The sequence below is a fragment of the Sphingomonas jejuensis genome, from assembly GCF_011927695.1.
Classification (GTDB): Bacteria; Pseudomonadota; Alphaproteobacteria; order Sphingomonadales; family Sphingomonadaceae; genus Sphingomonas_K; species Sphingomonas_K jejuensis.
In genome coordinates this window covers 1482959-1504583 of sequence record NZ_JAATJE010000001.1, presented here as the reverse complement: position 1 = coordinate 1504583, position 21625 = coordinate 1482959, and the positions used below count along the sequence as shown (strand labels likewise).

Genomic DNA, 21625 nt, shown 5'->3' with positions numbered 1-21625 from the left:
CTCAGCCGGCCTCGCCCAGGTCAGACGGCGTGAGCGGCGGCAGCGTGCGGGCACGCTCGAGGGAGGCCGCGCGCTGGTCGGCGGGCGCCGGGATCATGCCGCGGCGCGTGAGGTAGCCGCCCGGGTTCCACGCGCCGGCGAACTCAGCGATGAACTCGCGCATGCCCGGCACCGCCGCCATGTGCGGCTTCTTGACGTAGATGTAGAGGCTGCGAGCGCCCGGATAGGTCCCGTCGGCGATGGTCGCCGCACTCGGCTCCACGCCGTTGATGGGCACGCCGCGCAGCGTTCGCGCATTTTCCTCCAGAAAGCTGAAGCCGAAGATGCCGACCGCATCGGGATTGGCGTTCAGTCGCTGCACGATCAGATTGTCGTTCTCGCCCGCGGACACATAGGGCCCATCCTCGCGCAGCCGCGTGCAAATCGCCTCCGCCCGATCCTTGTCCGACGCCTCGAGCGCGACCATCGCCGGATTGGACAGGCAGCCCGGCCGGATGATCAGCTCCACCAGCGCATCGCGCGTGCCCGATGTCGAGGGCGGGCCATAGACCACGATGGGAATGTTCGGGAGCGCGGGATCGACGTCCGACCACAGCCGCGTCGTGTTCGGCCGGCCATAGGGCTCGGCAGCGAGCGCGCGGTAGACCTGCTCGGTCGTCAGCGCGATGGCGGTTCCACGCCGCGATTCCGCGATGGCGACGCCGTCGATGCCGACCAGCAGCTCCACCACTTCGGTCACGCCGTTCTGGCGGCAGCTGGCAAGCTCGGCCGGCTTCATGCGCCGGGACGCGTTGGCGATGTCGGGGAAACGCGCGCCCACGCCCTCGCAAAACAGGCTGATACCGGCGCCGGTGCCGTTCTGCTCGACGATCGGCGCCTCGAAGCCGGGATTGTGGTTCACGAAGCCTTCGGCAACCGCGGTGGTGAACGGGTAAACGGTGGAGGATCCGACGATGCGGATGCGGTCGCGCGGCTCTCCGCCCTCCGCGGCCGGATCGGCGATGCACCCGCCCAAGCTGACGGCCAGCCCGACCGCACTCAGCGCCGGCAGCATCGATGTGAGCGACAGGCGCATGTTCATCCCTGTGGCGAGGTCGACTCGTTCGGCCTGCCCCCGGCGCAATGTGACGGGTGCATTACGCTTTCATGACATGCTTGGGCAGCAGCACGGTGACGGTGGTGCCCACCCCCGGCGCGCTTTCGATGCTGAGCCGGCCCCGGTGCCGCTCCACGATGTGCTTGACGATCGCGAGGCCGAGCCCGGTGCCGCCGGCGGCGCGGCTGCGGCCCGGATCGACGCGGTAGAAGCGCTCGGTCAGCCGGGGCAGGTGATCGGCGGCGATCCCCTCGCCATGGTCGCGCACGCTCAGCACGACCTGATTGCCGCGCGATCCCAGCCGCACCTCGATGGGCGTGCCCGGCCGTCCATAGGACATGGCGTTGCCGACCAGATTGTGCAGGATCTGAGACAGCTGCGCCTTGTCGCCGCTGACCGGCGGAAGGTCCGGCTGCGGCGCCGGGCAGTCGAGATCGGCGGCCCTCGGATTGCCGGCCGCCGCGATCACCCGGCACTGCTCCGCGACCAGCGCGCCCAGATCGACGGCCGCGTCCGGCGCCCGGTGGCGGTCGGCCTCGATGCGCGACAGCGACATGAGGTCGGTGACCAGCCGCTCCATGCGCTTCGATTCCCCTTCGATCACGCGCAGGAAGCGTTCGCGCGTCATCTGGTCGCCGCCGACATCGGGGTCGAGCAGCGTTTCAACGAAGCCCAGCACCGACGACAGCGGCGTGCGCAGCTCATGACTGGCATTGGCGACGAAGTCGGTCCGCATGCGCTCGATCGCGTGGCGGGCGGACACGTCCACCAGATGGACGAGCGCCCGGCGTGCATCGATCCGCCGCACCCGCATCAGCCAGCGGGCATCCGGCCCGCTGAGCCCGACGAGCTCGACAGCTTCTCCGTCGGCGGCGGGGTTGGCGAGCCGTTCCGCCGCCGCCGGCTGACGCAGCGCCAGCCGCGCGTCCTCACCCTCGATATGGCGGCCGAGCAGCGCGCGCGCGGCCTGGTTGGCCAGCGACACGCGGCCGTCCTCCACCACCAGCATCGGCTCCGCCACGCCCTCGATCAGCCGGCTTTCCAGCGCGCGCTGGCTTTCCACCGGCGCCTGCGGGCGGCGGCGCCGGGCGGGCAGCGGACCCAAGGCGATCAACACAGCGAGCAGCCCGCCGAAGACCGCGAATAGGGCGGCGGGCAGCCCCCCGCCCAGCAACAGCACCGCCAGTCCGGTGCCGAGCAGCGGCAGGCCGGCGAGGATCAGGCCGCGCATGGATCCGGCACATGGCCGAGCGCGCGGAGCGCCGGCAGCAGCGCATCATAATGGTCGATCACCCGATCCGCGCCGAGATCCTGAACCGGGCGATCGAGAAAGCCGAACGATACCGCCACCGACGGCAGCCCCGCTGAGCGCGCGGCGGCCACATCGAAGATGCTGTCGCCGATAAAGGCCGCGCGGCCGCCGCCGCACCGGTCCACCATCGCATGGATGGGTGCGGGATCGGGCTTGCACCGGCCGACACTGTCGCCGCCGATCACGGTCGCGAAGCGTGCGCTCATGCCCAGCGCGTTCAAGAGGCGGGTGGCGAGCGCTTCGAGCTTGTTGGTGACCACCGCCAGCGTCACGCCGTCTGCGGCAAGCATGTCGAGCGCGTCCAGCAGGCCGGGATAGGGCCGGCTGCCGTCCGCGATATGGGCGTGGTAGTGATCCAGCAGCACGGGCAGCAGCCGGTCGACCAACGCCTCGTCATGCTGCCCGGCAGCCGCCAGCCCGCGGCGCAGCATCAGGCGCGATCCGCCGCCGATCATCGGCCGGATATCCTCGGCAAGCGGCGGCAGCCCGCCATGGGTGAGCGCGGCGTTCACCGCCGCGGCAAGATCGGGGCTGGTATCGACCAGCGTGCCATCCAGGTCGAAGCCGACGATGCGAAAGGGAAGGGAGCTCATCGCCATCGACATGCCCGGCAGCCACTGGCAAAGGCAAGCGCTCCGCTATAATCGCCGGGCAGATGACCGATATCGACGCACCCGCCGCCCCGCCGCTCGCCGCGATCATCCTCGCCGCCGGCAAGGGGACGCGGATGAAGTCGGACCTGCACAAGGTCCTCCACCCTGTCGCGGGCCGGCCGATGCTGCTGCATCTGATGGCCACGCTTGATCGGCTGGCACCGTCGCGGGTGGCGGTGGTGGTGGGGTCGGGCCGCGACCAGATCGAACACGCGCTGGACGGCAGCGGCGCGGCAATCGCGGTGCAGGCCGAACAGCTCGGCACCGGACATGCCGTCGCGCAGGCGCAAGCGGTGCTCGGCGACCACGACGGCGACGTGCTGATCCTCTACGGCGACGTGCCGCTGGTGAACGCGGCGACGATGCAGGCGATGGTGGCGCGGTTGCACGGCCCCGACCGGCCGGTCGCGGTGGTGCTGGGCTTCAGGCCCGTCGATCCGACGGGCTATGGCCGGATCGTCGCCGACGCTGAGGGCACGATCGGCAAGATGGTGGAGCACAAGGATGCGACCGACGCGGAGCGGGCGGTGACGCTGTGCAATTCCGGCCTGATGGCGGTGCGCGCCGCCGACCTGTGGCCGCTCCTGGCCCGCGTCGACAACCTGAACGCCGCCGGGGAATATTACCTGCCCGACATCGTGGTGCTCGCCCGCGCCGATGGCCGCGGGTCCGCCGTGGTGGAGGCGGCGGCGTGGGAGGTCGCGGGGATCAACAGCCGTGCGGAGCTGGCGGCGGTCGAAGCGGGCTGGCAGGCGCGGCGCCGTGCGGCGGCGATGGCGGACGGCGCCAGCCTGGTCGCGCCGGACACGGTCTGGTTTTCGCACGACACGGTGATCGGCCGCGACGTTCTTATCGAGCCCAACGTCGTGTTCGGGCCCGGCGTGACGGTGGAGGACGGCGCCACGATCCACGCGTTCAGCCACCTTGCCGGTGCCCGTGTCGCCGCGGGCGCGGCGATCGGCCCTTATGCCCGGCTGCGGCCCGGCGCGGCGATCGGGCGGAACGCGCGCGTCGGCAACTTCGTGGAGGTGAAGAAGGCGGTGCTGGGCGACGGCGCGAAGGTCAATCACCTGAGCTATATCGGCGACGCGGCGATCGGCGCGGGCGCGAACATCGGCGCGGGCACGATCACCTGCAACTATGACGGGTTCGGCAAGTACCGGACGGAGATCGGCGCGGGCGCCTTCGTGGGATCGAACAGCGCGCTCGTCGCCCCCGTCGCGATCGGGGCGGGCGCCATTGTCGGCGCGGGATCCGTCATCACGCGCGACGTGCCGGCCGATGCGCTTGCCGTTGCGCGCGGGGAGCAGCGGGAACGGCCGGGCTGGGCGGCCCGCTTTCGCCACATGATGCTGGCGCGAAAGGCTGGGCGATGACCGACCGGTACAAGGGCAAGCCCTTTCTGCGCCTGCTGGACGCCTATGTGCTCGACGCGATCGGCTTCCTGCCGCCCGAGGCGGATGCCGAACTGACGCGCATGGAGCCGAACTTCGCCGCGGCGCTCGGCGAGACCGGACCCTGGCGGACGATGGTGGAAACGCGGATGCGGTTTCCGGCCGGCATGCCCGGCGCGATCGCCGAGCTCTGGACGAAGGGGCGCCCGCGCTTCATCGCAGCCAACGGCCATGAGCCGGATCCGGCGGAGTTCACCCGGATCTTCGTCGACAGCAAATTCCCGCACTGACGGGCAGGAGATCAATCGGATGTGTGGGATCGTGGGCATCGTCGGCGCGGAGCCGGTTGCGGAGCGCCTGCTGGAGGCGCTGCGACGGCTGGAATATCGCGGCTATGACTCGGCCGGCATCTGCACGGCGACGCCAGAGGGGCTGGATCGGCGCCGCGCGTCCGGCAAGCTCGGGAACCTCGCTGCAAGGCTGCAGGCCGAGCCGCTCGCCGGCCTGACGGGGATCGCGCACACGCGCTGGGCGACGCATGGCGCGCCGACGGAGGACAACGCCCACCCCCATATCGTCGGCGGCGTCAGCCTGGTTCACAACGGCATCATCGAGAATTTCCGGCCGCTGCGCGAGGAACTGATCGCCGAGGGGCGGGTGTTCACCAGCCAGACCGACACAGAGGTGGTCGGCCACCTGCTGGCGCGCGAGGTGGAGCGCGGCGCGTCGCCGGAAGCGGCGGTGGCGGCCGTGCTGCCGCAGCTGCGCGGAGCCTTCGCGCTCGCCATCCTGTTCGCCGACCATCCGGACATGCTGATCGGCGCGCGGCTTGGTGCGCCGCTCGTCCTCGGGCACGGTGACGGCGAGAGCTATCTCGGGTCGGACGCGATCGCGCTGGCGCCGCTCACGCAGCGCATCGCCTATCTCGAAGATGGCGACTGGGCGGTGCTGACGCGCGACGGCGTCACCGTGCGCGACGCGGACGGCAGGGTGGTGGAGCGGCCCGCCGTCGCCTCCGGGGTGGTCAGTGCCTCCATCGACAAGGGCAATTACCGCCACTTCATGCTGAAGGAGATCCACGAACAGCCGATCGTGGTCGCCCAGACGCTCGGCAGCTATCTGCGCGCGGTCGAGGAGCAGGTGGCGCTGCCGGCGATGGACGCGGACCTCAGCAGGATCAGCCGGGTGGTGATCGTCGCCTGCGGCACCGCGTCCTATGTCGGGCTCATCGGCAAATACTGGATCGAGCGTTTCGCCCGCATCCCCGTCGAGGTCGATGTCGCGTCGGAGTTCCGCTACCGCGATCCGGTGCTCGATCCGTCGATGCTGGGCATCGTCGTCTCGCAATCGGGCGAGACGGCCGACACGCTCGCCGCGCTGCGCCACATGAAGTCCGCCGGCCTGACCACGGCCGGCATCGTCAATGTCCCGTCATCGTCGATGGCGCGCGAGGTGGACCTGCTGCTGCCGACCCATGCCGGGCCGGAGATCGGCGTTGCATCGACCAAGGCCTTCACCTGCCAGCTTGCCGTGATGGCATCGCTCGCCACCATGCTGGCGCGGCTGCGCGGGCTCCTGTCCGCCGCGGACGAGGCGGAGATCGTCCGGCACCTGGGCGAGGCGCCGGCCGCCATCAACGCGGCGCTTGCGCATGATGCGGACATCGAGGCGATCGGCCGGCGGATCATGGGCGCGCGCGACGTGCTCTACCTGGGCCGCGGCGCCGATTATCCGCTGGCGATGGAAGGCGCGCTGAAGCTGAAGGAGATCAGCTATATCCACGCCGAGGGTTATGCGGCCGGCGAGATGAAGCACGGGCCGATCGCGCTGATCGACGAGCATGTCCCCCTGATCGTGATCGCGCCGTCGGGCCCCTGGTTCGAAAAGACGATCAGCAACATGCACGAGGCCGCCGCCCGCGGTGCGCAGGTGATCCTGATTTCGGATGCGCGCGGCATCGCGGACGCGGGCGAGGGGCCGATCGCCACAATCGAGATGCCGGAGGTCCACCCGCTGATCGCGCCCATCGTCTATTCGGTGCCGGTGCAGCTGCTCGCCTATCATGTCGCGGTCGCCAAGGGCACGGACGTCGACCAGCCGCGCAACCTCGCCAAAAGCGTCACGGTGGAGTAGGCCGGCGGCGATGGGCGCGGGGCATGATCACGGCGCGGAGCAGATGAGCGACGGCCGGCTGGTCGGCGCCATCGCGGTCAACGGCGTTCTGACCGTCGCGCAGATCGTGGCGGGCGTGTTGTCCGGGTCGCTCGCGCTGATCGCGGATGCGCTGCACAACCTGTCGGATGCCGCCTCGCTCGTCATCGCGCTGGTCGCGCGGCGGATCGGGCGGCGGCCCGCCGACCGGCTGATGACATTCGGCTATGCGCGGGCCGAGGTGGTGGCGGCGCTCATCAACCTGGTGTCGCTGCTGCTGATCGGCATCTACCTGCTTGTGGAGGCGGTCGGCCGCTTCGTTTCTCCGCAGCCGGTGGACGGCTGGCCGGTGGTGATCGTCGCGGGCGTCGCGCTTGCGGTCGACGTCGCCACCGCCGTGATGATCCACAAGGGATCGAAGCACAGCCTGAACATCCGGGCGGCCTTTCTCCACAATGTGTCGGATGCGCTTGCATCCGTGGGCGTCATCATCGCCGGCGTGCTGATCCTGCAGTATCAGCTCTACATCGCCGACCTGATCGTGACGGCCGTCATCGCTGCCTATGTCATCTGGCAGGGCCTGTCGCTGATGCCCAGAACGGTCCGCCTGCTGATGGGCGCGGTGCCCGAAGCCGTCGACTATGACGCGGTCGTGGACGCGCTGCGCGCCACGCCTGGCGTGTCGCACGTCCACCATGTCCACCTGTGGAGCCTCGATGAACATCGCCATGCGCTGGAAGCGCATCTGACGCCGGAAGTCGCGACGCTGCAGGAATTCGACCGGCTGAAGCGGCAGGTGAAGGCGATGCTGGCCGAGCGCTTCCATGTCGAGCATGCCACCCTGGAGGCATGCCTCAGCGATGCACCCGACACAGCGCTGCGCGGATGTGAGGATGCCCACCACCACCATCATCAGGGCCATCGGCATGTCCACGCGCACTGAGGCGCAGGACGGCGCGCTGGCGGCGCTCGAGCAGGTCGACATCCGCGTCGGCACGGTGGTGGAGGCGCTCCCCTTTCCCGAGGCGCGAAAGCCGGCCGTGAAGCTCCGGATCGACTTCGGCGCGACAATCGGCCTGCGCTGGTCCAGCGCCCAGATCACCGCCAACTATGCGCCCGAGGCGCTGGTCGGGCGGCAGGTGGTCGCCGCCGTCAATCTCGGCGCGCGGCGGATCGGCCCGTTCACGTCGGAGGTGCTGACGATGGGCCTGCCGGACGAGGGGGGCGCGGTGGTGCTGGTCGCGCCGGATCGTGCGGTGCCGAACGGCGGGCGCCTCTACTGACCCTCGACGCGGTGCGCGGGCGCGACTAACCGGGCGTCGTGATCTCCGCTCCGCTCCGTCTGCGTCTCGATGGCGACGCGCTTGTCCACAACTGGCGCTGGCTGAAGGGCATGGGCGGATCCGCGGCATGCGGCGCCGCGGTGAAGGCGGACGGCTACGGCCTCGGCGCGCGCGAGGTGGTGATGCGCCTGGCGGCGGCGGGCTGCCGCGACTTCTTCGTGGCGACCTGGGCGGAAGCCGAAGCGTTGATGCCGCTGGGTGAGGCGCTGTCGCTGTCCGTGCTTCACGGCGTGCGCGCGGCGGACATGGCGGTCGCGGTGGCGCACCCGGCGCGGCCGGTCCTCAACAGCCGGGAGCAGGTGCTCCGCTGGCGCGAGGCGGCCGGCGCGCGACCGTGCGACGTGATGGTCGACACCGGGATGAACCGGCTGGGCGTCTCGCCCGACGAGGTGCGGGACGGGCTGCTTGACGGGCTCGCCATCGAGACGCTGATGAGCCACCTGGCCTGCGGCGACGAGGACCATCCCATGAACCCGCTGCAGCGCGACCGCCTCCAGGCGCTGGCGGGTCGCACGTCCGCGCGGCGCATGAGCCTCGCCAATTCGGCCGGCATCTGCCTGGGGCGGGATTACGCCTTTGATCTCACGCGACCGGGCCTCGCGCTCTATGGCGGGGTGCCGCGCGCGGAAGCGGCAGAGCACATCCGGCAGGTGGTCTTCCCCGAAGCCGAGGTGCTGCAGGTCCGCACGGTCAAGGCCGGCGAGACGGTCGGCTACAACGCGACATGGAGGGCGGAACGCGACACGCGGGTGGCGATCCTCAACATCGGCTATGCCGATGGTTATGCGCGGGCGTTTTCGAATGCGGGGACGGCCGAGAGAGGGCGCTTTCCGCTGATCGGTCGAGTGTCGATGGATCTGGTCGCTGTTGATGTCTCCACTGGAGACTGCGGCGAAAGCGGCTGGATTGAGATCGATTATAACCTGCCAGAGGTGAGTGCTGCCGGCGTTTCGGCATATGAAGCGCTGACGCGCCTGGACGGACGCTTCACCCGCTACTGGCGCTGACAAAGTCTCTTTGGAAAAAAAGAGGGGCGAGAGTTTCCTCCCGCCCCACTGGATCGCTGAACGCTTTAGAAGCGAGCGCGGAAGCCTGCGTAGTAGCTCCGGCCGCGAATGTTGTAGATGGCGGTACCGGCGCCGGTCGCTGTGGTTCCGAACGGCGGCTGCCGCTCGGTCAAGTTGTCCACACCGACGTAGAAGTTGATGCTCTGACCGGTCTGCTCGACCTCGCCGACGCGGAAGTCGGCGCGGAGGTCATGGTAAAGAACCGACGGGTACTTCTGAGTATCGAAAGCATCAGCGTTCAGCGGCGGCAAGCCGTTGAGCGGGTTGAAGCTCTCCCAAGTGGTCAGATACATCGGACCGATGTAGCGCATCTGGTAGCCAAGCGTGACTGCATCGTTCAGCGTGACATCGACGTCCCACACGAATTCATCCTGCGGATCGCCAATCTCCTGAAGCAGACGGTTCTCGAAGTCCGGATCGGTCGGATTCTCGAAATTGCTGTTCTGAAGATTGTGCGTGTAGCGGAAGCGGGTTCCGAGACGCACGTCGTTGGTCACATTGGTGCGGTACACCAGCTCCGTGTCGATGCCGCGACGCTTCCGCTTCGCGAAGTTTTGCGGGCCCTGGACCAGCGTGTTGCCGAGGATTTGACCCGGCAACTCGCCCTGCGGCCCCGCACCCGTACCACGATTGCGCTGAAAGACGGAGCAGAGCGGGCTGTTGAACCCAGGGGCATCATAGCAGGCATTGACGATCGCCTGCGCACCCAGCGTCACGATGACGTTGTTCACCGTGATATCGAAGTAATCGACGCTCAGCGAAAGGCCCGGAACGAAGGTCGGCGTGAACACGGCACCGACCGTGTAGGAGTCAGAACGCTCTTCCTCGAGATCTGCGTTGCTGCCGGAGATGACCGGAAGCGAGTAGCCCGCCTGCTGGAGGTTCGCGAGCTGCGCGGCCGTCAGATCAGCCTGACAGTTGGTCGATCGGACGGGATTGTTGCCGATCGCATTGACGTTGCAAGGATCCACAAAACCATTCGAGAAGTTCGGCACCGCCGGGAACGCGGCTTCCGACACGTTAGGCGCACGAACTGCCCGGCCATAGACACCGCGGAAGCGGATATCGCGGAACGGTGCCCAGTTCACACCTGCATTGTAGGTGTAAACCGTGCCAACGGCACCAGTGTAGTCGGAGATACGACCTGCACCGCTGATCGAAAGCTCTTCAAAGAAGGGTGTGTCGGCAAGGATTGGCACACGAATTTCGCCGAATGCTTCCTTAACCTCCAAGACGGCGCCGCTGACATCTCCGAGGAAGACCGAGTTCGAAATACCGGTTTCGGCCGCAACGTCACTGTTGTTGTTGGCCTCTTCGCGGCGGTACTCGCCACCCAACGCGAAAGCGATGGGGCCGCCGGGGAGTTCGAAGAGCTGGCTGAGGTCACCCGACACGAAGCCGAGAACGTCGACCTGCTCGATGGAGGAGCGATTGGTGATCGGCAGGCGGAAATAAGCTGCCGCAGCCTGATTGTTGCCCGCGCCGAACGGATTGTAGGGGACGCAAGCGGCGATATCGGCAGCAAGGGTCGCGGCCGAGTTGACATAGCCAGGGGCGCCGCGCGCGGCGGTCGGGTCGAACTGGGCGCGGCACTGGATTTGGCCGGTTGCCGGGTTGATGCCGGCGTCGAGCGACAGCAGGAACCGCTGCCGATTGACGAAGCCGCGCATGTCCACGGTTTCCTCGAACCGACCATAGTTACCGGAGATCTCGTAGCTCCAGTCCTCGTTGAAGGTGCCACGAAGGCCCGCCACGACGCGGTAGGTGTCGCGCCGGAACCGCTCGTCGCGATCCTCGGTATCGGTCAGGTTGCGCGCGAACAGGAAACGGTAGCTGCCGTTTGCGACTGCCGTGCGCTCAGCAGCAGTCAGGGCCCGGCACTGCACCGTGCCGAGGGCCGTACCGAGATTGTAACCGCAGCCTGACGTAAGGATCGCGTTGGCAATTGTCGCCCGATCGGTCGCGTTCAGGAACGGGTTGTCGAGACGCGGGTCGATCCGGTTGTCGTTACCCAGCGACCCCGTCGAGTTGTTGAGGAACGTCGGTCCGAGCTGATTGCCGACCGAATTGATGCGGGTGAACTTGGCTTCGAGAAACGCCTCCAGCTCGGGTGCGAACTCGAAGCGGGCGAGCAGGTTGGTGTTGTAGCGCTCAATGAACGGCAGGATCGACAACTGCGTGCCTTCACGACCGGTCTGGCCATTCCCGCCGATGAAGGTTCCCCCAGGGCCGGTGCCGAAGCGCGTCCCGGTCTGCGCCTGCAGGCGGCCATTCGCGTCGAAGATGTAATTGCAGTGGTAGGCGACACCTGCGGTGTTGGTCGGACCGTTGTTGGCAAGCGTGCCCTGGCCGCAACGCGGGGATGCGTTCAGCTGCGGAATCGCGACCAGGCCGTAGCGATGGTTCGTCGCACTCCGAATGTCGCGGACGAACACGGCGTCAGGGAAGCCATCCGAGCCGGACGGAAGACCGGCACTATCGGCATCGACGGTGGCGAAACCGTCGACGCGCTGGAAATCAGGAATATCCGAGGCGTAGATGCGGTCCTGACGGCTATATTCGGCGTGCGCAGTGACGTTGCCGCGGCCATCGGCGAAGTTGAAGCCGGACATCAGCGAGACATACTGGTTGCCGCCGAAGCCATCCTCGGTGATGCCGACATTGCCGCGCACCTGAATGCCTTCGAAGTCGCGGCGCAGGACGAAGTTGACCACGCCCGCGATTGCGTCAGAGCCGTAGAGTGCCGAGTTGCCGCCGGTCAGCACGTCGATCCGCTCGACCAGGTCGGTCGGGATCGTGTTCACGTCGGGCGAGGACGCGTTGTTGAGGATGTCGGCGGGAACGTGCCGACGGCCGTTGACAAGGACCAGCGTCCGGACCGTGCCGAGACCGCGAAGATCGAGCAGGTTGAGGCCGGCGATGCCAACGCCCGCGCCGGGGTTCTGCTGCGCGAAGGTCGAACGGAGCTGTGGGAGGTCGTTCAGGACGTCGCCGATGCTGGTTTGACCCTGCTGGAAGATCTCCTCGCCGGCGACAGCGGTGACAGGAACTGGAGAATCGATGTTCGCGCCGCGAATGCGCGACCCCGTGATGACGATGGCATCGCCCGTCTCGTTGTCAGTGTCCGTGAGACATTCCGGACGCGTGCTGTTCGGCAGGCAAGTTTCCTGGATTGCCGTCGAATTATCAGGGGCAGAAATACCGCCCTGAGCAAAGGCGGGAGCCGCCGCGGCAAGGCTGACACCGACGATCAGCGATGAGCGCAACGCGCTGCTCGCCATGAGACGACGTAATTCCATCTAAGATGCTCCCTTTTAGGGTCTGTCACGACCTCTGTGGGAGCAAGAAACGGGAAAGCCGGGGCGAGCGCAATATGGCTGCGCCCCGGCTTGGCGGATTAATGGAAAATGAACTCCAACTGTGGCTGCAGCGACACAGATCGATCGCTGAAGCTGCTCGACCGACCCGCCATGTCGTTCGTCGAAAAGATCAGCGCTCCACGCAGAGCGCGATGCCCATGCCGCCGCCGATGCACAGCGTCGCCAGGCCCTTCTTCGCATCGCGGCGGTTCATCTCGTGAAGGAGCGTCGTTAGCACGCGGGCGCCCGACGCGCCGATCGGGTGGCCGATCGAGATGGCGCCGCCGTTCACGTTGACGCGGTCGCTGTCCCAGCCAAGCTCCTTGCCGACGGCGAGCGCCTGGGCGGCGAAGGCCTCGTTGGCCTCGATCAGGTCGAGGTCGCCGATCGTCCATCCCGCCTTGTCGAGCGCGCGGCGGGTGGACGGAACGGGACCGATCCCCATGATCGACGGATCAACACCGGCCGACGCCCAGCTGGCGATGCGCGCAAGAATGGGCGCGCCGCGACGCTCCGCTTCCTCGCGGCTCATCACCACCAGCGCGGCGGCACCGTCGTTGAGGCCGGAAGCGTTACCCGCGGTCACCGTGCCTTCCTTCTTGAAGGCGGCGCGCAGGCCGGCGAGGCTGGCGACCGCCACGCCTTCGCGGATGAACTCGTCCCGGTCGACGACGGTGTCGCCCTTGCGGCCCTTGATGGTGACGGGTGCGATCTCCCGATCGAAGCGACCTTCGCGGCGGGCGGCCTCGGCCTTGTTCTGGCTGCGGCAGGCGAAATCATCCTGTTGGTCGCGGGTGATCTGATATTGTTCGGCCAGGTTCTCGGCCGTCACGCCCATGTGGTAGCCGTTGAACACGTCGGTCAGACCGTCCTTGATCATCGTGTCGACGAGATCGAGCGGCCCCATCTTCTGGCCGCCGCGCAGGTTCTGCGCATGCGGGGACATAGACATGTTCTCCTGCCCGCCCGCGACCACGATGCGCGCATCGCCGGTGCGGATCGCCTGGGCGGCGAGCGCGACCGCGCGCAGGCCGGACCCGCACACCTGATTGACGCTCCACGCCGGCACTTCCTTCGGCACGCCCGCGGCCATCGAGGCTTGACGGGCAGGGTTCTGCCCCTGCGCGGCGGTCAGCACCTGGCCGAGGATCACCTCCGACACGTCCTCGCCGCCGACGCCGGCATCCTTCAGCGCCGCCTCGATGGCGATCCGGCCGAGCTCATGCGCCGGCGTGGCGCTGAAATGGCCCAGAAAGCTGCCGACGGGGGTGCGGCGGGCGGCGGTGATGACGACGTCTTGGGCGCTCTCGGTCATGGGATCCTCCGGTTGATCTTGTCAGTCGGAGACGTGGGGCCTCGACAGCCAGTCGGCAAGCGGTTCCCACAAGGCCGCCCGTGCGCGGGAGCCGACGATCATGCCGACATGGCCAAGGTCGAGGCGGAGGATCCGGCCGACGGGTGCAGCCGCCGCCGCGGGCGTGATGCGGTCTGCCGTCGAGAGGATGTTGAGGACGGGCACGTCGATCGCCGCGGGATCGATCGGGCGACCGCCGACCTGCCATTGTCCCCGCGCCGTGTCGTTGCCGGCGAACAGTCGTTCGAACAGGTCGCGACCGGCCGGCAGGGTGAGGGGGGCGCCGGCATTGGCCCAGTCCTCCACGGCGACGAAGCGGTCGATCGTCGGCCCCGGCGGCGCGGTGCCGAACCAGGCATATTTGGCAACCACTGCCGCCGGGTCGAGCTGCCAGAAGCCGGCCTGCAGCAGTTCCATGGGAACGCGGCCGACCGCCTCGGCCGCCGGTCGGCCGATGGACCACAGACGATCGATGCTGTCCCGCCCGCCATCCGCGTAGCCGGCAAAGTCCCACGGCGTCGCGATGAGCGCGAGCGCGCGAACCGGCCGGAGCGCCGCCGCCGCGATGGCCAGCGTGCCACCCAGGCAATATCCCGCCAGTGTCGGCGCCGCGCCCAGCCCCTCGAGCAGCGGAAGCAGCCGCCGTTCGACATGGCCGGCAAGGTCGAGGCCGAGATCGTCCGGCTGCCCCCAGTCGACCAGCAGGGGCCGAACGCCGCGCCCGGCAAGCCACCGGAGCAGGGAGGCGTCGGGCGACAGATCGAGGATCGACGCCGGATTGATCAAGGACGGCACGAAGACGACCGGATGACCCTCACCACCATAATCCAGGAGCCGGGCCCCGCCGGCGCTGACGATGGTTGCCGCCGGCACCATGGGCGCGGGGCGGGCGTGCGTCTGGAGGCGCCGCAGCCCCGCCATTGCTGCGCTGCGACGATCGGGGTCCGGAGCGGTTTCGCGCTGCAGCAGCTGCAGGAACAGGGGAAGCGGGCGCGGCCCATATTGCGCAGCAGCAGCCGGCGATGATAGCTCCAAGAAAAGATCGTTGGAGAGTCCGTCCATGCCGAAGTCCCGCGTTTCGAATGACGGCGACACCGTCATCATCAAGAAATACGCCAATCGGCGGCTCTACAACACCGAGAGTTCAAGCTACATCACGCTCGAACATCTTGCCGCGATGACGCGGGACGGACGGGACTTCAAGGTGCTGGATGCCCGGACCGACGAGGATATCACGCACAGCATCCTGACACAGATCATCATGGACGAGGAAGCGCGGGGAGAAACCATGCTCCCGGTCAACTTCCTGCGGCAGCTGATCGCCATGTACGGCGACAACATGCAGTCGATGGTGCCGCAATATCTGGAAGCGTCGATGGACGCCTTTCGCCGCAACCAGGCGCAGTTCCACGATGCCATGAAAGGCGCGTTTTCAGGCGGGCCGTTCGCGGATCTTGCGCGGCGCAACATGGCCATGTTCGAGGCTGCGACCAGCGCCTTCGCGCCGCAGACGGGCCGGTCCGCCGACAAGGATGCCGCATCCGCCGATCAGGCCGGCAAGTCCACCGACGGCGGGCCCGACGAGGTGGCCGCGCTGAAGGCCCAGCTGGCCGCGCTGCAGGCCAAGATCGACAAGCTGGGCTGACCCGCGGAGGGTCACCCGGCCGTCATCGTTCCGCGCCGCGCGTCAGTGTGCGGGCGTGTAGTTGGCCGGCGTGAAGGGGGCGACATCGCTCCAGCGGTTGCGGCGCGCGGGCGTGGCGGGGCGCGTGTTCGCCCGCGGACGCTGCGCCCGTGGCCGCGGCGCCGCAGCTGCCGGCTCCTGCGGCTGCGCTTCCTGCACGAGGAAGTCGGGCATCCGCCATTCGGCCGCCGGCGGCATGAACAGCGCGGCGAGCGGTGCGAGCCAGTTCGTCAGGTCCGGTGCAGTCATCCTTGTTCTCCCCCCAAGATCGACGTGCGTCAGGTCACAGCGGTTTTCTGAACTTCAGCGTCATGCGGTCGCTTTCGCCGATCGCCTGGAAACGCGCACGATCGGTGTCGCCGCCGCGCAAGGTGGGCGGCAGGCTCCAGACGCCATTCGGATGGTCGGCCGTGTCGCGGCTGTTGGCGTTCACCTCGGACGCGGCCACGAACTCGAACCCGGCGGCTTCCGCCGCCTGGCGCACGGTGGATGTCTTCAGATAGCCGCTGGTCCGCTCCTGCTCGGCCGGGCGATCCTCCGGCAGACGGTGATCGACGATGCCGAGCGTGCCGCCCGGCTTCAGCATGGCAAAGGCGCGCGCAAGTACGGCCCGCTCGCCGCCGTCGCCGCGCATGATGAGGTTGTGCATGTTCCGAAAGGTGATGACGGCATCGACGCTGCCGTCCGGCACCTGCTCTGCCGTGGGCGGCATCGCGGTCAGCGCGGTGCGCGCGTAAACGGGGTCGGCGGCGATCTTGGCCTGCAGCGCCTCGGCACCACGGCCCGCCGGCTGCGCCAGCAGGAGGCGGCCCTGCGGCCCCAGATAGGGCGCCAGGATCTCCGTGTACCAGCCGCCGCCGGGGATCAGTTCGACCACCGTCTGGCCCGGCTGGATGCCGAAGAAGGCAAGGGTTTCGGCCGGGTGTCGCGCGGCATCGCGGGCACGGTTCGCGGCCGTTCGCGTCGGGCTGTTCACCGCCGCCTCCAGCGCAGTGCGCGACGCCGGAGCGGCCTGCTGCGCCTGCGGCTGCGCCAGGAGGATCGACGGCGAGAGGGCCATCAGCCCGATGATCGCAAAGCCCTGGCGCATGACGCTTCCTTGTTTCACGACGGGCGCCTGATCGCGCCGTTCCGCGCGCGCGATTCAATCAGGCCTTCAGCCGGAGTGCAAGGGACCGCACCGATGAGAAGCGATTTGCTGGTCGGCGCCGGCGTGGCGGCCGTGATGGCAGCGGGCGCCGCGGCGCTGGATCACCGCCGCCGCCGCCGCGCCCATGTCGATGCCGTCGGCATGGTGCCGTGGACGGGCGTGCAGGCGGCCGCCCTGTTCGTGGCGATCCTGCTGGCGGCGCTCGCGGTGCGGGCGGGCTGACAGCCGTGGTGCCGCCCCGGGAAGGGCGGGCTGAGGGAAGCGGTGGCCGCCCGGGCAGGGCGGCCGGGGGACCTTACAGGCAGGCTTCCAGATAGGGCTGGTCGAAGCCGTACTGCTTGGCCTTTTCCAGCGTGTAGGGGCGAAGGCCCATCGAGCGATACTCGCCGACGATCTTGCCGTCCGCCGTCTCGTCCAGATACTCGAACTTGAACAGCTCCTGGGTGACGATCACCGGGCCTTCCATGCCGATCACCTCCGTGATGTTGGTGACGCGGCGGCTGCCGTCGCGCAGGCGCTTGACCTGGATGATGAGGTCGACCGAATCCGCGATCTGGCGGCTGATGGCCTCCTTCGGCACCTTGATGTCGGACATCATCACCATGTTCTCCATACGCGCCAGCGCCTCGCGGGGGCTGTTGGAGTGGAGCGTCGCCATCGATCCGTCGTGGCCCGTGTTCATCGCGGCGAGCAGGTCGAAACATTCCGACCCGCGGATCTCGCCCAGGATGATGCGGTCCGGGCGCATGCGCAGCGCGTTGATGACGAGATCGCGGATCGTGATCGCGCCGTTGCCTTCCAGGTTCGCGGGCCGCGTTTCCAGCGGCAGCCAGTGCGGCTGCTGCAGGCGGAGCTCGGCCGCGTCCTCGATGGTCAGCACGCGCTCGCCCGGATCGATCATCTTCGACAGCGCATTCAGCATCGTGGTCTTGCCGGAACCCGTGCCGCCCGAGATGACGACGTTGAAGCGGCAGGCGCCGGCGATCTTCAGCGCGGTGGCCATCTGTTCGGACATCGACCCGCCCTTGGCCATCATGTCGATGGTGATGGGCTTGGCCGAGAACTTACGAATCGAGATCGCGGTGCCGCGCAGCGACAAGGGCGGGACGATCACGTTGACGCGGCTGCCGTCCTTCAGGCGGGCGTCGGCGAGCGGGGTGGTCTGGTCGACGCGGCGGCCGACTTGGTTCACGATGCGCTGCGCGATCTGGAACAGGTGCTCCTCGTCGCGGAACTGGATGGGCGCGATCTCCAGCCGGCCCTTGCGCTCGATGTAGGTCTGTTCCGGGCCGTTCACCATGATGTCGGAGATGCTCTGGTCGGCGAGCAGCTCCTCGAGCGGTCCGAGGCCCAGCAGCTCGTCGACCAGCACCTTTTCGAGCGCGAACTGCTCGCGCCGGTTGAGCGTCAGCTTCAGCTCGGTCAGCACCTCGCCGATGATCGGCCGGAATTCCTCCGCCAGCTCGGTCTTGGTGAGCGAGGCGGCGGCTTCCGGATCGACGCGCTCCAGGAGGCGCGGCAGCACCTGTTCCTTGATCTTGTGGATCGACGCCTCGAAGCCCTCGACCTTGTTCGGGCCGGCGTCCAGCGCGGTCTCGCGGCTGGCCAGCCGGGCCATCGCGTCCTGCGGCACGCCGGCGTCGGCCTCGGCCGGTGCGATCGGCGGGAACTGGTCGCCGCCTTCGATCTCGCCGGGCCGGGGCGCGGGGCTGCCGTGCATCGGGCGCGCGACCCCGAAGGTCGGCCGTCCGCCGCCCTGACCGCTGTTGCCGCCGCTCCGCCGTCCGAATGCACTCATCGTCATAACGCCTCCCGTTGCGACCGGCGGTAGCGATCATGTTTTGACAATCCGCTAACCGACTTCGATGGAGCGAGCCGGAGGATGACCATGGGTGAGGCGGGGCGGGGGATCTTGCTCGCGGTGGCGGGCTTTGTGCTCCTGTCCGTCGGGGATGCGATCGTGAAGACCATGGCGGGCGAGTGGCCCGGCACGGCGATCGCGGCGCTGCGCTACGGCTTCGGCACGCTCGGCCTGGTCGTGGCGGTTGCGCTGGTCCATGGCCGCGCCGGTTTCGTCTGCCCCCGGCCGCTGGTGCAGGCCGGTCGCGGGATCGCGGTCGCCGTGGCCACCATCGGCTTCTTCCTGTCGGTGCATCGGATGCCGCTGGCGGATGCCACCGCGATCACCTTCACCAGCCCGATGCTGACGGTGATCCTGTCCACGCTGTTCCTGAAGGAGCGGCCGCCGACCGCAGCGATCGGCGCCATCGCGCTCGCCTTCGTCGGGGTGCTGGTGATCCTGCAGCCGGAGGTGACACGCCTGGGCGCGGCCGCGCTATGGCCGTGCTGCTCCGCCGCCGGCATGGCGACGCTGATGATCCTCAACCGGCGCGCCGCCGGCTCCGCCCCCGCGCTGGTCCTGCAGCTGCTGGTGGCGGGCGCGGCGACGCCGGTGCTGCTGGGCTTTGCGGCGCTGGGCGCGGCAAGCGGTGCCGATGCCTTTGCGATGCCGGTGCCGCGCCTGGACGTCGTGCTCCGCTGTGCGGTCGTGGCGGTGACGGCGACCACTGCGCACATGCTGATCTTCATGGCGACGGAGCGCGCATCGGCGGCCATCGTCGCGCCGACCACCTATGTTCAGCTGCTGGTCGCGCTGTCGATCGGCGCGGTTGCGTTCGGCGACCTGCCCACGCTTGCGACGCTGGGGGGTGCCGCGCTGATCGTGACGGCGGGCCTGTGGCTGTGGAGCGCGCGCCGGTCGGTGCCGGGCAACCGCGTCCGCCCCGAGGAGGCGGACGCGGTCTGAGGCTCAGGCGGCGGTCGGAACGGCCGTCCGGCGGCGCATCGCCACGCCCACCAGCCCGAACCCGGCAATCATCATCGCCCAGGTGGCGGGTTCCGGCACCGCGCCGATGCCGAACTGGGCGCGCAGCTCCTGGGCGATCGCGCCGTGGATGGGCGCGGTGGGATGGACGCCGTCGAACGAGAAGATGCCCCGGCACCCGTTCGCCACTGCGGCCGGCGAGTTGATGCAGTTCACGCCAAGCTGCTGCGGCGGCAGCCCAAGGGCAGCCGGGTTGGTCTGCAGCGTGGTGAAGAAGTTGATGTAGCTGAATCGGTCGAGCCGTGTCGCGCTGTTGAGGCTGAGGCCGTTCAGCGCCAGGTTGAGCGCCTGGTCGATCGCCAGCGCGGCCGGATTGTCCGCGTTCGGGATGCCGGTGATCAGGATGTTGCGCGCACCCAGGTCGTTCAGCGTCTGCACCGCGCCCGCATAACCGCTGATCAGGAGACCGGTATATTGCGTGGCAGTCCGCCCGCCGATGTCGTTGCTGGCGAGCGCGAACAGGTCGTTGCCGCTGAAGTTCAGGACATAAAGCGCGTTCGGGTCAGCCACGCCGCCTGCGCCGATCCGCTGCTGGTAGAGGGCAAGCTGCTGCGCCAGGTCGAGCCCGCCGACATTGTCGGTGACGACGCGAGCGCCGCCAAATGCGAAGTTGTTGCCGCCCGCCAGCGACGGCCGGGTCGCCTGCCCAAACAGCGAGATGCTGACCAGGTCGGTATAGTCGAACCCGTTGGTGAACCGGCCCTGGAAATATCCCAGCGCCTCGTTCGGCTGGGCGCCGCCCGTGGACAGCTTGACGTTTCCGGCATCCACCAGGCTGTCGCCGAACACGTACATGGTGCTGAAATCGCGCGGGGCGGTCTGCGCGGCGGCCGGTGCCGCGATGGAGAGAATGGAGGCGAATGCCGCCGTGGCGGCGATACGGACGCTGTTCATGGTCAACCCCTCGATCATTGTTTTTAGGCGAGGAGTTGACCACCATTAACCAAAGGCTGGCAAGCGTGGATACTGCCCCTTAGCGGGACGGGGACGGAGACGGAGCCGGGGCCTGCCACACGCGGACATGCTCCACCTCCATCGCGTAGGGGAAGGCGGCGTCGTCCACGCCCTGCTGCCCGCCCCATCCGCCGCCGACCGCGATGTTGAGGATCAGGTAATGGGGGCGCGAGAAGGGCCAGCTGGCGTTGTCGCCGCGCCCGTCATTGGCGAAGCGGAAGAAGCCGCGCCCGTCGACGCCGATGGTGATCGCCTCCGGCGTCCAGTGCAGCTGATAATCGTGGAAGCTGCCGCAGACATCCGCGACCTGGATGCTGGCGCCGCGCTGCGTACCGTCGACATGATTGAACGCCTGGCTGTGGATGGTGCCGTGGACGCGCCCCTCGTCGAAGCCGACATGCTCCATGATGTCGATCTCGCCGATCGCGGGCCAGCGGGGGCCGCCATCCTCGTCCCCCAGCATCCAGATCGCCGGCCAGCTTCCGCGCCCGCAGGGCAGCTTCGCGCGGATCTCGAAAAAGCCATAGCGCCAGACCGCCAGCCCCTGCGTGACCAGCCGGGCGGAGGTGTAGCGCTGGCCGTTGCTGTCGGCGAATTGCCGGGTCGGCTCGCGCCGCGCGGTTATGATGAGCTTGCCGTCCTCGACCCGCGCGTTGTCCGGCCGGCGATCGGCGTAATATTGCAGCTCGGCATTGGCCCAGCCGGTGCGGTTCATGGACGTGTCGTGCCGCCACCGGGCCGGGTCGGGCAGGCCGGGCCGGTCGAACTCGTCGGCCCAGACGGCGCGGTAATCGGCCGGGCGGACCAGCGGCTCGTCGATCGCGCCACGCGCGCTTTCGTCGGCGAGGGACTGCGCCGCCGCCGGCGCGGCGAGGAGGGCGGTGGCCAGAAGGAACGTTCTCAACATCGCCCGAACATAACCGGGCGTCAGCGGACGTCCAGCCGTGTCAGGCTTCGATGACGCGCTCGGCCAAGACGGTCAGGCCGCGCTCGTTGACCTCGGCGAAGCCGCCCTCGATGCGGATGCGCTCCGGCGCGGCACCCGCGGTCGGATAGATCGACAGGTCGCCGTCCTTGACGGTCGACATGAAGGGGGCATGACCCTCCAGCACGCCGAACTCGCCCTCCGACCCCGGCACGACGACCATGTGGACGTCGGCCGAGCGGTAGAGCTTCTCGGGCGTGACGAGTTCGAAATGGAGCGGCATCTGCATCTTCTCCCCC

The 21625-nt window shown here is 68.5% G+C and carries 21 protein-coding genes; 9 read left to right on the top strand and 12 right to left on the bottom strand.

The window, feature by feature from the left end; all coding sequences use genetic code 11:
* Position 1 precedes the first annotated feature (1 nt).
* The 3 genes from GGR88_RS07660 to gph all read right to left on the bottom strand — a co-directional run bounded on the left by GGR88_RS07660 (position 2) and on the right by gph (position 3001).
* The gene (locus GGR88_RS07660) at positions 2 to 1075 is read right to left on the bottom strand and encodes a substrate-binding domain-containing protein (RefSeq protein ID WP_167953944.1); all 1074 of its coding nucleotides are present in this window, start codon (positions 1073 to 1075) and stop codon (positions 2 to 4) included.
* A gap of 61 nt (positions 1076 to 1136) precedes the next feature.
* Positions 1137 to 2327, bottom strand: coding sequence for a sensor histidine kinase (locus tag GGR88_RS07655; protein WP_167953943.1), 1191 nt, complete (start codon positions 2325 to 2327; stop codon positions 1137 to 1139).
* On the bottom strand, positions 2315 to 3001 hold the full coding sequence (gene gph / locus GGR88_RS07650; RefSeq protein WP_167953942.1) for a phosphoglycolate phosphatase: 687 nt from the start codon (positions 2999 to 3001) through the stop codon (positions 2315 to 2317). Before gph ends, GGR88_RS07655 begins: the two co-directional genes overlap by 13 nt.
* Before the next feature lie 62 nt (positions 3002 to 3063).
* Between gph and glmU the strand changes: the two genes are divergently transcribed.
* The 6 genes from glmU to alr are packed head-to-tail and all read left to right on the top strand — an operon-like array spanning position 3064 to position 8956.
* A complete protein-coding gene (gene glmU / locus GGR88_RS07645; protein WP_167953941.1) occupies positions 3064 to 4437 on the top strand; it encodes a bifunctional UDP-N-acetylglucosamine diphosphorylase/glucosamine-1-phosphate N-acetyltransferase GlmU in 1374 nt (457 codons plus the stop codon).
* A complete protein-coding gene (locus tag GGR88_RS07640; RefSeq protein WP_167953940.1) occupies positions 4434 to 4745 on the top strand; it encodes a hypothetical protein in 312 nt (103 codons plus the stop codon). The genes glmU and GGR88_RS07640 overlap by 4 nt, the downstream gene beginning before the upstream one ends.
* Before the next feature lie 19 nt (positions 4746 to 4764).
* Positions 4765 to 6588, top strand: a complete 1824-nt coding sequence (gene glmS / locus GGR88_RS07635; protein ID WP_167953939.1) for a glutamine--fructose-6-phosphate transaminase (isomerizing) — start codon at positions 4765 to 4767, stop codon at positions 6586 to 6588.
* Between the two features lie 10 nt (positions 6589 to 6598).
* On the top strand, positions 6599 to 7549 hold the full coding sequence (locus GGR88_RS07630; RefSeq protein ID WP_167953938.1) for a cation diffusion facilitator family transporter: 951 nt from the start codon (positions 6599 to 6601) through the stop codon (positions 7547 to 7549).
* Positions 7533 to 7889: a tRNA-binding protein gene (locus tag GGR88_RS07625; protein ID WP_167953937.1), complete on the top strand. Its 357-nt coding sequence runs from the start codon at positions 7533 to 7535 to the stop codon at positions 7887 to 7889. Before GGR88_RS07630 ends, GGR88_RS07625 begins: the two co-directional genes overlap by 17 nt.
* 41 nt (positions 7890 to 7930) lie before the next feature.
* Positions 7931 to 8956: an alanine racemase gene (alr, locus tag GGR88_RS07620; RefSeq protein WP_167954433.1), complete on the top strand. Its 1026-nt coding sequence runs from the start codon at positions 7931 to 7933 to the stop codon at positions 8954 to 8956.
* A gap of 65 nt (positions 8957 to 9021) precedes the next feature.
* On the opposite strand, the gene GGR88_RS07615 is transcribed toward alr, so the two are convergent.
* The 3 genes from GGR88_RS07615 to GGR88_RS07605 all read right to left on the bottom strand — a co-directional run bounded on the left by GGR88_RS07615 (position 9022) and on the right by GGR88_RS07605 (position 14791).
* Positions 9022 to 12315, bottom strand: a complete 3294-nt coding sequence (locus tag GGR88_RS07615) for a TonB-dependent receptor domain-containing protein (protein ID WP_245196464.1) — start codon at positions 12313 to 12315, stop codon at positions 9022 to 9024.
* Positions 12316 to 12505: 190 nt separating this feature from the next.
* Positions 12506 to 13690 carry an acetyl-CoA C-acetyltransferase gene (locus GGR88_RS07610; RefSeq protein WP_167953936.1) on the bottom strand — a complete coding sequence of 395 codons (1185 nt, stop codon included), beginning with the start codon at positions 13688 to 13690 and terminating at the stop codon, positions 12506 to 12508.
* A gap of 21 nt (positions 13691 to 13711) precedes the next feature.
* Complete coding sequence (locus tag GGR88_RS07605; protein ID WP_167953935.1) at positions 13712 to 14791, bottom strand: alpha/beta hydrolase; 1080 nt, start codon at positions 14789 to 14791, stop codon at positions 13712 to 13714.
* On the opposite strand from GGR88_RS07605, the gene phaR reads away from it, so the two are divergent.
* Positions 14790 to 15374 (top strand): polyhydroxyalkanoate synthesis repressor PhaR, encoded by a 585-nt coding sequence (phaR, locus tag GGR88_RS07600; RefSeq protein ID WP_167953934.1) that lies wholly within the window; start codon positions 14790 to 14792, stop codon positions 15372 to 15374. The genes GGR88_RS07605 and phaR overlap by 2 nt on opposite strands.
* 42 nt (positions 15375 to 15416) lie before the next feature.
* Here the strand turns inward: phaR and GGR88_RS07595 are convergent, their stop codons facing one another.
* Together GGR88_RS07595 and GGR88_RS07590 are read right to left on the bottom strand one after the other, a co-directional pair.
* Complete coding sequence (locus tag GGR88_RS07595) at positions 15417 to 15662, bottom strand: hypothetical protein (RefSeq protein ID WP_167953933.1); 246 nt, start codon at positions 15660 to 15662, stop codon at positions 15417 to 15419.
* Positions 15663 to 15696: 34 nt separating this feature from the next.
* Entirely contained in the window at positions 15697 to 16503 is an 807-nt protein-coding gene (locus tag GGR88_RS07590; protein WP_167953932.1) for a class I SAM-dependent methyltransferase, read from the bottom strand.
* A 93-nt stretch (positions 16504 to 16596) separates the two neighbouring features.
* Between GGR88_RS07590 and GGR88_RS07585 the strand changes: the two genes are divergently transcribed.
* Complete coding sequence (locus tag GGR88_RS07585) at positions 16597 to 16785, top strand: hypothetical protein (protein WP_167953931.1); 189 nt, start codon at positions 16597 to 16599, stop codon at positions 16783 to 16785.
* A 73-nt stretch (positions 16786 to 16858) separates the two neighbouring features.
* Here the strand turns inward: GGR88_RS07585 and GGR88_RS07580 are convergent, their stop codons facing one another.
* Positions 16859 to 18361 (bottom strand): TadA family conjugal transfer-associated ATPase, encoded by a 1503-nt coding sequence (locus GGR88_RS07580; protein ID WP_167953930.1) that lies wholly within the window; start codon positions 18359 to 18361, stop codon positions 16859 to 16861.
* Positions 18362 to 18445: 84 nt separating this feature from the next.
* Between GGR88_RS07580 and GGR88_RS07575 the strand changes: the two genes are divergently transcribed.
* A complete protein-coding gene (locus GGR88_RS07575) occupies positions 18446 to 19369 on the top strand; it encodes a DMT family transporter (protein ID WP_245196463.1) in 924 nt (307 codons plus the stop codon).
* Between the two features lie 3 nt (positions 19370 to 19372).
* Here GGR88_RS07575 and GGR88_RS07570 read toward each other — a convergent pair whose 3' ends face one another.
* The 3 genes from GGR88_RS07570 to GGR88_RS07560 form a co-directional block, all read right to left on the bottom strand.
* Positions 19373 to 20359 carry a PEPxxWA-CTERM sorting domain-containing protein gene (locus tag GGR88_RS07570; protein WP_167954430.1) on the bottom strand — a complete coding sequence of 329 codons (987 nt, stop codon included), beginning with the start codon at positions 20357 to 20359 and terminating at the stop codon, positions 19373 to 19375.
* A 61-nt stretch (positions 20360 to 20420) separates the two neighbouring features.
* The gene (locus tag GGR88_RS07565; RefSeq protein WP_167953929.1) at positions 20421 to 21308 is read right to left on the bottom strand and encodes a glycoside hydrolase family 16 protein; all 888 of its coding nucleotides are present in this window, start codon (positions 21306 to 21308) and stop codon (positions 20421 to 20423) included.
* Positions 21309 to 21348: 40 nt separating this feature from the next.
* Positions 21349 to 21609, bottom strand: a complete 261-nt coding sequence (locus GGR88_RS07560) for an ATP synthase F1 subunit epsilon (protein ID WP_167954429.1) — start codon at positions 21607 to 21609, stop codon at positions 21349 to 21351.
* Positions 21610 to 21625 lie beyond the last annotated feature (16 nt).